This is a genomic window from Flavobacterium sp. (genome assembly GCF_013822155.1).
GTDB lineage: Bacteria > Bacteroidota > Bacteroidia > Flavobacteriales > Flavobacteriaceae > Flavobacterium.
This window is the reverse complement of the sequence record NZ_PNJW01000027.1, coordinates 1-11,967: the sequence shown is the minus strand read 5'-3', so window position 1 is coordinate 11,967 and position 11,967 is coordinate 1. Positions and strand designations below refer to the sequence as shown.

General features: G+C 33.7%; 8 protein-coding genes. All 8 read left to right on the top strand.

Translation table 11 applies throughout. The features are described from left to right. Positions 1-5 precede the first annotated feature (5 nt). The 8 genes from C0512_RS08310 to C0512_RS08275 all read left to right on the top strand — a co-directional run bounded on the left by C0512_RS08310 (position 6) and on the right by C0512_RS08275 (position 11,821). The gene (locus C0512_RS08310) at positions 6-1,220 is read left to right on the top strand and encodes a hypothetical protein (protein WP_290860491.1); all 1,215 of its coding nucleotides are present in this window, start codon (positions 6-8) and stop codon (positions 1,218-1,220) included. Positions 1,221-1,243: 23 nt separating this feature from the next. Continuing rightward, complete coding sequence (locus C0512_RS08305) at positions 1,244-1,504, top strand: DUF4212 domain-containing protein (protein ID WP_290860489.1); 261 nt, start codon at positions 1,244-1,246, stop codon at positions 1,502-1,504. Between the two features lie 114 nt (positions 1,505-1,618). Continuing rightward, positions 1,619-3,364 (top strand): sodium:solute symporter family protein, encoded by a 1,746-nt coding sequence (locus C0512_RS08300; RefSeq protein WP_290860487.1) that lies wholly within the window; start codon positions 1,619-1,621, stop codon positions 3,362-3,364. 290 nt (positions 3,365-3,654) lie between these two features. Then, complete coding sequence (locus C0512_RS08295) at positions 3,655-6,339, top strand: sensor histidine kinase (protein WP_290860485.1); 2,685 nt, start codon at positions 3,655-3,657, stop codon at positions 6,337-6,339. A 15-nt stretch (positions 6,340-6,354) separates the two neighbouring features. After that, the gene (locus tag C0512_RS08290; protein WP_290860483.1) at positions 6,355-6,726 is read left to right on the top strand and encodes a response regulator; all 372 of its coding nucleotides are present in this window, start codon (positions 6,355-6,357) and stop codon (positions 6,724-6,726) included. A 33-nt stretch (positions 6,727-6,759) separates the two neighbouring features. After that, the gene (locus tag C0512_RS08285) at positions 6,760-8,676 is read left to right on the top strand and encodes an acetate--CoA ligase (protein ID WP_290860548.1); all 1,917 of its coding nucleotides are present in this window, start codon (positions 6,760-6,762) and stop codon (positions 8,674-8,676) included. Between the two features lie 80 nt (positions 8,677-8,756). Then, complete coding sequence (acs, locus tag C0512_RS08280) at positions 8,757-10,664, top strand: acetate--CoA ligase (RefSeq protein WP_290860481.1); 1,908 nt, start codon at positions 8,757-8,759, stop codon at positions 10,662-10,664. A 305-nt stretch (positions 10,665-10,969) separates the two neighbouring features. Continuing rightward, positions 10,970-11,821, top strand: a complete 852-nt coding sequence (locus tag C0512_RS08275) for a hypothetical protein (protein ID WP_290860479.1) — start codon at positions 10,970-10,972, stop codon at positions 11,819-11,821. The last annotated feature ends 146 nt before the right edge of the window (positions 11,822-11,967 follow it).

Here is an 11,967-nt window from a genome sequence, read left to right as displayed (position 1 = left end):
TATCAATGAAAAAAACACTATTTTTAGGACTCTTTGCATTATTAACTTTTAATGCATTTTCACAAGGTTCACCCGATTATGGAGGGGGAATGAAAGTAAATTTTAATGAAGACGGTTCAAAGTACATGCGATTTATTACTTGGGGTCAAGTTTGGGCTCAATATAATGACAACATGCCTGAGGGTGAAAAAGCATTTAACACTACTCTAAGACGAGCTCGATTTATAACTTATGCACAATTAACTCCTAAGTTTTTGATATTAACACATTTTGGTATTAATTCCCTTAGTGCAGACAATATGTCTCCGGTTGGAAAAGGAGAATCGTCTCAATTGTTTTTACATGATTTTTGGGTTCAATATAAAGTAGCTGATAAACATGATGTTGGAGCCGGTTTGCATTATTGGAATGGAATATCAAGGTTGAACAATGAAGGTACTTTAAATTTTTTAACTCTAGATAACAACAGACAGTCTTGGTCAACTTTGGGATTATCTGATCAATTTGCCAGACATCAAGGAATTTATGGTAAAGGAGCTTTTGGTAAATTACAATATCGTGTTTCTATAAATGAAGCCATTACAAATGGGATAGATGCCAGAGACCCTGAAACGAATGTAAACACCTCAATTTATGGAGGAAGAAGAATACTAGGGTCTAAAGATTCCGGAATGGCCTATGCCGGTTATTTTGAATATGGGTTTAAAGATGCTGAAAGTAATTTATTGCCTTATAAAGTGGGAACTTATTTAGGGACAAAAAAAGTATTTAATCTTGGAGCCGGCTTCTTTTTACATCCAAATGGAAGTGTCATGAATGACGGTACAAAAAATGTTGGTGAGGATGTTTCCATTTTTGCGGTAGATGCTTTCTATGATGCTCCAATTGGTGATTCTAAAGCAGCTATTACAGGTTATTTAACCTATCAAAACAATAATTACGGTAAGAATTATTTGTTTAATGCTTATGGTACCGGTAGTTTTATATACGGACATGTTGGTTATTTGTTGCCTACAGAAAAAACAACTAAATTACAACCGTATTTATCGTATGCTTCCAATTCCTATGATGCTGTTGACGACAACAGAAATGTTTTTGGAGCAGGAGCCAATCTATTTTTAAATGGACATAATTCAAAATTAACGCTGGAATATAAAAATGAAAAGTTTGGAGAAACAAAAACCGGAACGGTTACTCTTCAAGCGATGATTTATCTATAACTAACCCTTAAAACAGTAAAACTATGAGTAATCAAGCAAACGCAACGGCGTATTGGAAGGAAAATTTGAGATACCTTCTCATTTTATTGAGCATTTGGTTTTTGGTTTCCTATGGAGCCGGAATCTTATTTAAAGATGCATTGGATGCAATTAAAATCGGTGGTTTTCCCCTTGGATTTTGGTTTGCCCAACAAGGTTCAATTTATGTATTTGTCATTTTAATTTTTGTCTATGTTCGATTGATGAACAAATTGGATAAAAAATACGGATACGACGAGGAATAGTATTCTGTTGTCGGTTATCTGTTTTCTATAAATAAGAAATCGAAAAAAATAAAAATTTTAAAAACTCAATTGCTCAGTAACTCAGTTTCTCAGCAACTCTAAAAATTAAATAAAATGGATGTAAAAATTTGGACATATATTATAGTTGGAGCAACTTTTGCTCTTTATATTGGAATCGCAATCTGGACTAGAGCCGGTTCTACAAAAGAATTTTATGTTGCCGGTGGTGGTGTTTCCCCTCTAGCAAATGGTATGGCAACAGCTGCCGATTGGATGTCAGCTGCTTCTTTTATATCAATGGCCGGTATTATTTCCTTTGCCGGATATGATGGTGCAGTGTATTTAATGGGATGGACCGGTGGATATGTGCTTTTAGCTTTATTATTGGCACCCTATCTAAGAAAATTTGGAAAATTCACCGTGCCCGATTTTATTGGTGACCGATATTATTCAAAAACAGCAAGATCTGTAGCTGTCTTTTGTGCCTTAATTGTTTCGTTTACTTATGTAGCCGGACAAATGCGTGGAGTAGGTGTTGTTTTTTCAAGATTCTTAGAAGTTGATATCAACACGGGAGTAATCATTGGAATGATTATCGTTTTATTTTATGCTGTATTAGGTGGTATGAAAGGAATCACGTATACCCAAGTGGCACAATATTGTGTATTGATTTTTGCCTTTATGGTACCGGCTATCTTTATTTCAATTCAAATGACCGGTAATCCAATTCCACAATTAGGTATGGGTGGAACTGTTACCGGTTCTGAAACTTATTTATTAGACAAATTAAATGGATTATCTACTGAATTAGGCTTTAACGAATATACTAATGGATCAAAATCCATGATTGATGTATTTGCTATTACATTAGCTTTAATGGTGGGTACAGCAGGATTACCACACGTAATTGTTCGCTTTTTCACGGTTAAAAAAGTAAAAGATGCCAGACAATCAGCAGGATTAGCCTTAGTGTTTATTGCAATTCTTTACACAACTGCACCTGCTATAGCAGTTTTTGCCAGAACAAACTTAATTCAAACTGTTAGCAATAAAGAATATGCCTCAATGCCTGAATGGTTTAAAAATTGGGAAAAAACCGGTTTATTGATGCATACAGATAAAAATAATGATGGTAAAATTCAATATGTAAAAGGGGATGCTTATATAATGAAAGAAGGTAAGCCTCAAAAAGACCAGCCAAATATTGAAAGTGCAAATGAATTATATATCGATAACGATATCATGGTTTTGGCTAATCCTGAAATTGCAAATTTACCAAATTGGGTGATTGCATTAGTAGCTGCAGGTGCATTGGCTGCTGCATTATCTACAGCAGCAGGTTTACTTTTAGTTATTTCTGCAGCGGTTTCACATGATTTAATCAAAAAAATGATTAAACCGGACATTTCAGAAAAAAGTGAATTATGGACAGCTCGTATTTCTGCTGCAGTGGCCGTTTGTGTTGCAGGATATTTTGGAATTAACCCTCCAGGATTTGTAGCGGCTGTAGTTGCATTAGCTTTTGGATTAGCCGCAGCATCCTTTTTTCCTGCCATTATTCTGGGAATTTTTTATAAAAAGATGAATAAAGAAGGAGCAGTTTCCGGAATGGTAGTTGGTATGTTATTGATGTTATATTACATGGCAAAATTCAAATTAGGTTGGTTAGGTGAAATGCCTGACAAATCAGAATGGTGGTTTGGAATTTCACCGGAAGGTTTTGGAACCGTTGCTATGATTGCAAACTTTATTGTTGCCTTAGTTGTTTGTAAATTCACACCGGCACCACCACAAAATGTTCAAGATATTGTTGAAAATATAAGAATTCCATCGGGAGCAGGAGAAGCAACCGGACATTAATTTTTTACTTTTGGTTAGTATAATTACTTTCTCTGCTCTTGTTTTTCGAGGGCAGAGTTTGTAATTTTAACAGCAGCATAGTATATTATTAAATAGATTTAAAATGAAAAAAAGGCATATTCAAAAGTTTGTATTGATAAGCATCGTATTGTGGGTTTGTTTTAACATTCCTATTTTACTTCTTTTTAATTCTTCTGATTTATTTTTAGGATTGCCGATTATTTATTTTTATGTATTTTCAATTTGGTTTATCAGTGCAATTGTTTCGTTAATTATTTTTAAAAAATTCAATGAATAGTTTAGGCTTAATAGTCATATTACTTTTCTATTTAGGACTTTTATTTTTGACCGCACAATGGGCAGAACGAAAAGGTAATTCTAAATGGACAAATAATCCGTATGTCTATTCTTTATCCTTAGCTGTTTATTGCACTACTTGGACTTATTATGGTAGTATTGGTGTTGCGGCCGATTCCGGTTTGAATTTTTTGCCAATTTATCTAGGCCCTGTCATTGCTTTTCCGCTATGGATTATAATTTTGAAAAAAATCATACGAATTTCCAGAGTCAATAAAATTTCAAGTATTGCTGATTTTATATCCCTTCGTTATGGAAATAGTCGATTTTTGGGGGCATTAGTGACCGTTATTTCATTAATCGCGATATTGCCTTACGTGGGATTACAATTAAAAGCCATTACAGAAACATTTCATGTGGTCACTAAAACGAAAGAAAGTAGCAACATCTTAACCGATACTTCAACCTATGTAGCCTTTATTCTGGCACTATTTGCTTCCTTTTATGGAACTCGATATGTAGATGCTTCTGAAAAAAGAAAAGGAATGGTTACCGCTGTTGCGATGGAGTCCATTTTGAAATTAGTATTTTTTATTATTCTTGGAATTTATGTCACTTATTTTGTTTTTGATGGATTTGAAGATATTTATCACCAAGCAGAACCCTTAGCTGATTTCAAAAAATTAAACACTATCAATGGTTTAGAAGGCGGGATGAATTGGATGTTGTTGATGATTATGTCCTTTTTCTCTATTTTTTTATTACCCAGACAATTCCATATGAGCATTGTCGAAAATAACCGAGAAAAACATGTAAGAACAGCCATTTGGCTTTTTCCATTGTATTTGTTAATTTTTAATCTATTTGTATTTCCCATTGCATGGGGAGGGAATGTGATTTTTGATGGTAAAGAAGCCAATTCAGATATGTATTCTTTATTAATTCCTCAATTTTTTGATAATTCATTTATGACTGTTTTGGTTTTTTTGGGTGGCTTTTCTGCTGCCATATCCATGATTGTCGTTTCATCAATTACACTCTCAACAATGTTGAGCAATAATTTATTAATTCCTTATGGTTTTCTAGGTTCGTTTCAAAAAGATAACCAAGAACAAAACAGTGAACGTATTGTACGTATTCGTCGAATAGGAATTTTTGTTTTGATAATGCTCGCTTTTGTGTATTATCGCTTTTTTATCATGGATTTCTCGTTGGTTTCTGTTGGAATGATTTCTTTTGTTTTGATTAGCCAACTCGCACCGGCATTTTTTGGAGCAATATTTTGGAAAAGAGGTTCAAGAAATGGTGCTATTGCTGGAATAATTACCGGAATGTCGATTTGTTTTTATACCATCATGTTACCTTTTTTATTAAGTTCAATTAACCCTGAAAGTTTGTTTTTTAAAGAAGGTTTTTTTGGTTACTCCTTTTTGCAACCATTTGAATTATTTGGATTAGATTATCTGGATCCGATTCCGCATGCATTCTTTTGGAGTTTGCTATTTAATATCATTGTTTACATGGCAGTTTCTGTGAGTTTTAAAGGAAATTATCGTGAACGTAACTATGCTGAAATGTTTGTTGATGTTGACAAATACATCACTAATCATGAAAATGCTTTTGTTTGGAAAGGAACAGCATATGTTTTAGATATTCAAAAAGTTTTAAAGCGGTTTTTGGGTGAAGAACGAACAAACAGAGCACTTTCCCTCTTTAAAATGAAATACAATATTGCTCCTGATAATCTTATGGCAGATGCCCGCTTAATTAAGTTTGCCGAAAATTTATTGACAGGACATATTGGAACAGCCTCGGCTAAAATTTTGATTGAAGGTGTTACTAAAGAAGATAAAATCAGTTTACCGGAAGTATTACGTATTTTAGAGGAATCAAAAGAAAATATTATCATTAATAAAAAACTTACTGAAACATCTAATGAATTGAAAGTGCTTTCTGCTCAACTAAAAACAGCTAACGAAACACTAGTCATAAAAGATAAACAAAAGGATGAATTTTTGGATACTGTTACCCACGAATTACGAACGCCAATAACAGCCATCAGAGCAGCCAGTGAAATTTTACATGATGATGATGAGATTCCGGAAGAATTGAAAAAACAGTTTTTACAAAACATTATAACCGAATCCGATCGATTAAATCGCCTCATCGATAAGATTTTAGATTTAGAAAAATTTGAAACCGGTAAACAGAAAATATACCTAACAAAAGGAAATATTATTAAAACGATTGCTAATTCCTTATCTCCTTTAAAACAACTGATTGCCAATAAAAAAATTCACTTAGAATTTAATGAAAATCAATCGACTGAATTATTAAATTTTGATGAAGAAAGAATAGTTCAAGTAATTACCAATTTGGTTTCGAACGCCATTAAATTTTGTGATGAGCATAATGGTTTAATTCTAATTTCAGTTGAAAATAAAGAAGAAGAAGCCATCATAAATGTGTTCAACAACGGAAAAGGGGTTAACCCGGATGATTTAGAAACCATTTTTGATAAGTTTTATCAATCCAGTAATCAAAATATTAAAAAACCAATTGGAAGTGGATTAGGATTGGCTATTTGTAAACAAATTGTAGAAGCCCATAAAGGTAAGATTTGGGCAACTAATGTTGAAAAAGGAGTCACTTTCTCATTTACTATTCCAAAAATATAATTAAACCAACTGCCTATGAAAAAGATACTTTTAGTTGACGACGAACCCAACATCATCATGTCCTTGGAATATACTTTTAAGAAGAATAATTTTCAAGTATTCATTGCCCGTGATGGTCAGGAAGCCTTAGAAATTCTTAAAACAGAACAGCCTGATTTGATTATACTTGATATAATGATGCCTAATGTAGATGGGTATGCCACTATTGAAGCGGTAAGAAAAGATGAAAAACTATCAAATTGCAAAGTGATTTTTCTCTCCGCAAAAAATAAAGAAAGCGACATCGAAAAGGGGATGCGTTTAGGAGCAAATGCCTATATGACAAAACCTTTTTCCATAAAAAAATTAATCGAACAAGTGAATGAATTGTTACAGGAACATTCTTAGTTAACAGATAAACACAGATAACTCAACAACACAATAACCCAGCAAATTAAAAAAATGAACTATAAAGATTTTTATCAAAAAAGCCTTGAAAATCCGGAATTATTCTGGAAAGAACAAGCAGATCAAATAGAATGGTATGCCAAACCAACCAACATACTTTCGAAAGACAAAAATGATTATCCATTGTGGTATGCCGATGGTGAATTAAACATGTGTTATTTAGCCTTAGACAAACATATACAAGACGGTTTTGGTGACAACATTGCGATGATTTATGATTCACCGGTAACTCAAACCGTTAAAAAATATACGTATCAGGAAGTAAAAACAGAAGTGGCAAAACTTGCCGGTGGACTACTATCGCTGGGCTTGAAAAAAGGTGAAACAGCAGTAATTTATATGCCGATGATTCCACAAGCGGCTTTTGCCATGTTGGCTTGTGCTAGAATTGGTGTGACACATTCAGTTGTGTTTGGTGGATTTGCTCCACACGAATTAGCCATCAGAATTAATGATTGTAAACCCAGAGTCATCATTACGGCATCATCCGGAATTGAAGTCGACCGTTTAATTGCTTATAAACCATTAGTTGATGAAGCAATCGAATTAGCCGACCATAAGCCTAAAAAGGTAGTTGTATTAAACAGAAAATTAGGAGCAAGAGTTCCTTTTAAAAAGTATGATGTAGATTATGATGCGTTAGTTTATGGTTCAGAAGAAGTAGCTTGTGTTCCTGTAAATTCCACCCATCCGTTGTATGTTTTATACACTTCCGGAACAACCGGAAAACCAAAAGGTATTGTCAGAGATACTGGAGGTTATGCCACTGCTCTTAAATTTTCAATGCAATATATTTATGGAGTAAAGCCCGACGAAGTTTTTTGGGCTGCTTCCGATGTAGGTTGGGTAGTTGGACATAGTTATATAGTTTATGGACCATTAGTCAATCGAAATACAACTGTAATTTTCGAAGGGAAACCCATTAAAACACCGGATGCCTCAACATTTTGGCGTGTGATTTCAGAGCACAATGTGAGTGTAATGTTTACAGCTCCAACAGCAATTCGGGCTATAAAAAAGGAAGATCCAAATGGTGACTTTATTAAAGAATATGATTTATCCTGTTTAAGAACACAATTTTTAGCCGGTGAACGTTGTGACGTTGCAACGTTAGAATGGTATAACAAGCATATTCCGGTTCCTGCAATTGACCATTGGTGGCAAACAGAATCCGGTTGGCCAATGATTTCCAATATGATGGGCGTTGAATTCTTACCAATCAAACCAGGTTCTGCGGGTAAAGCGGTAACTGGTTACAACATTCAAATTTTAAACGACAATGGCTTAGAAGTCGGACCAAATGAAGAAGGATTTGTAGTTATAAAATTACCATTACCCCCTGGCACTATGCTTGATTTATGGAATGATTCACCTCGATTCAAAACGGGTTATTTAAAAACATTTCCCGGCTATTATTTTTCCGGAGATGGTGGTTTTAAAGATGCTGATGGGTATATCTTCATTACCGGTAGGGTTGATGATGTCATCAATGTAGCCGGACACCGTTTGTCAACCGCCGAAATGGAAGAAATTGTCGCCTCGCATCATTCCGTTGCTGAATGTGCTGTAATTGGAATAAATGACGAATTACGCGGTCAAATTCCCTTAGCGATGGTGGTTACCAAAACAGGAGAAACGATTGAACACTTTCAATTGGAATATGAAATTGTACACTTAATCAGAGATCAAATTGGTGCGGTTGCCTGCTTGCGAAATGTAATGGTTGTTGATCGATTACCCAAAACTCGTTCGGGGAAAATACTTCGGAAATTACTTCGTAGCATAGTGGATAAAGAAAATTATCAAATCCCATCAACTATTGATGATGAAGCAATTATAGGAGAAATTGAAGAAGTTATCGAAAAATATCATGAAAGCAAAGCAAAGTAATAGCTATAGTATTTTAGCAATTATACACAACATTTAAAACGAATATTTCTTATTTTTACAATTCTAAAAAGACAAAAACAATGAGTTATTATAAAATACACGACTTAGAAAACTATTTTAAAATGTATAAAAAATCGGTTCGTGAACCCAGAAAATTTTGGGACCGCATTGCCGATGAAAACTTCACTTGGTATCAGAAATGGGACAAAGTATTTGAATTTGATATGCAGGAAGCCAAATTCAAATGGTTTTTGGATGCTAAAGTCAATATTACTAAAAATTGTATTGACCGTCACTTAGCTAAAAGAGGCGAAAAAGCAGCCATTATCTTTGAACCAAACGACCCGAAAGAAGAAGCACAAACAATAACTTATAATGAATTGTATGCCCGAGTTTCAAAAATGGCAAATGTGTTACGCGAACAGGGAATCAAAAAAGGTGATCGCGTTTGTATTTATTTACCAATGATTCCAGAATTAGCAGTTTCAGTATTAGCATGTGCCAGAATTGGAGCCATTCATTCGGTAGTATTTGCCGGATTTTCAGCCTCGGCGGTTGGTACTCGAATTAATGACAGCGAATGTAAAATGGTTATTACCTCCGATGGTGGTTTCAGGGGAAATAAAACCATTGATTTAAAAGGAATTATCGACGAAGCTTTAGAGAAATGTCCATCTGTTGAAAAAGTATTGGTTGTTAAACGTACCAATGAGAAGGTAATCATGAAAGAAGGTCGTGATTTATGGTTGCAACCTTTATTAGATGAAGCCATAGCTAATAATGTGGCTGAAATTATGGATGCAGAAGATCCCTTATTTATATTGTATACTTCTGGTTCTACAGGAAAACCTAAAGGAATGTTGCATACTACAGCAGGATACATGGTTTATACAGCATACACGTTTAAAAATGTATTCAATTACGAAGAAAATGATATTTATTGGTGTACCGCCGATATCGGTTGGATTACAGGACATTCCTATATTTTATACGGTCCGCTTTTAAACGGAGCCACAACGGTCATCTTTGAAGGAGTTCCATCATATCCTGATTTCAGTCGGTTTTGGGAAGTAATTGAAAAACATAAAATTACACAATTTTATACCGCACCCACTGCGATTCGTGCCTTAGCCAAAGAAAACTTAGATTATGTCCAACGTTTTCCATTAAGTTCATTGAAAGTGATTGGTTCAGTTGGTGAGCCAATAAACGAAGAAGCTTGGCATTGGTACAATGACCACGTAGGAGGAAAGCGTTGTCCATTGGTAGATACTTGGTGGCAAACCGAAACGGGTGGAATCATGATTTCTCCACTACCATTTGTCACACCAACAAAACCAACTTACGCATCGTTGCCTTTACCGGGAATTCAACCCGTTTTAATGGATGAATTACGCAATGAAATTGAAGGGAATCAAGTTACGGGAAGTTTGTGCATCAAATTTCCATGGCCGGCAATGGCCAGAACGATTTGGGGGGACCATCAACGATTTAAAGAAACTTATTTTACAGCTTTCCCGGGTAAATATTTCACCGGTGACGGAGCTCTAAGGGATGAAGTAGGTTATTACCGAATTACGGGTAGGGTAGATGATGTTATCATTGTTTCGGGTCATAATTTAGGAACAGCACCTATTGAAGATGCTATCAATGAGCATCCTGCAGTGGCAGAAAGTGCTATTGTTGGTTTCCCACATGATATTAAAGGAAATGCTTTATATGGATTTGTGATTTTAAAAGAAACCGGAGCAACTCGTGATAAAGAAAACTTAAGAAAAGAAATTAATCAACAGATTTCTGATCAAATTGGACCCATTGCGAAATTGGATAAAATACAGTTTGTAAGTGGTTTACCTAAAACACGTTCCGGAAAAATCATGCGACGAATTTTACGTAAAATTGCGGAAGGTGACTTTACCAATTTTGGAGATATCTCTACTTTATTAAATCCTGAAATTGTAGAGGAGATTAAAGAAGGGAAGTTGTAAATAAATACAATTTTATAAAAATTAAACCGCTTATAATCAAGCGGTTTTTTTATTTACAAAAGTATAGAGATTAAAACTATTTATTAACTAGATCTTATTAAATAAAAAATACAAACACTAGGAAATACTATTTCTGTCTAAGTTTACAAGAGATGGATTTTAAAAAAAACAGAATACCATTCGTTTAACAAAATTAACTTGGTTAAAATTATTTAAATAAAAAATAATAACTTAATATGATTTTTTACTAATTTTAAAAAATTTTCATTTACTTTTTAATTTTAACTTAAAACCATCTATTCGTCATGATTTTAAAAAAGAAGCTTTTAGTAACTTTATTATTATTAATTATCACTCCATTTTTTGCACAAACAAAAGAAGCAAAAAAAACAGACAAAATAATAAAAAGAGATTATCAGATTATTGATTGTACCATCAGCAAAATATCTGAAACAACCGTTGAATATTCATTACCCAACGAAACATTAGTGATTTCTCTTGATTTATCTCAAGTTGCAAAAATTGATTTTGCAAGTGGTCGTTCTCAATCATTTGACACGAGTAGTACAAACACAACAAATGTACCGGTAAATCCACAATCAAATCAAACTAAAATCAAAGTCAATACTATTGCAGTTTTACCTGTTCCTTATGTGAATTCGGAAAATATGGAAAGTTCAGAAGAGATGGCAAAATTTGCACAGAATGATATTTATTCAAAGCTTATTGATAAATCATCAAACATTTTTCCTTTGACTGTTCAGGATTTAAGAGACACAAACAGTTTGCTCCACAAAGCTGGTATTAATTATAAAAACATTGATGAAACACCTATTTCAGATTTACATGAGATTTTAGGAGTTGATAATATTATCGCGGCGAAGGTTACTTATACATTAACACAAAATCAAACATCAACAGGCTACACTTCAGGTAATGCAAAGGTAAATGACAGTAAAACCAAAGTAAAAACTCAAGAAGTTAGTACAAATAGTACTCAAACACAATTGGTTTATAATTATCATGTTTATTTTGATATGTATAAAAATAATACTAAAATTTACACCCAATCCAGAAAACCAATTTTAAATGTAAAAGATAGTTGGATGGATTCAATTGCCTATTTGTTAAAACGAAGTCCTATTTATGTAAAATAGACATTTAATTATTACAAGTATAACTCCTGGTTATAAAGTTTGAAAAAGTATAATTATAAAATAAGACAGAAAACCTCTTATAGGAACTTAAATAAATTGTAAAACAGAGTCTTCTCATTAAATCTGTTCTAATTCTAATATAGTAT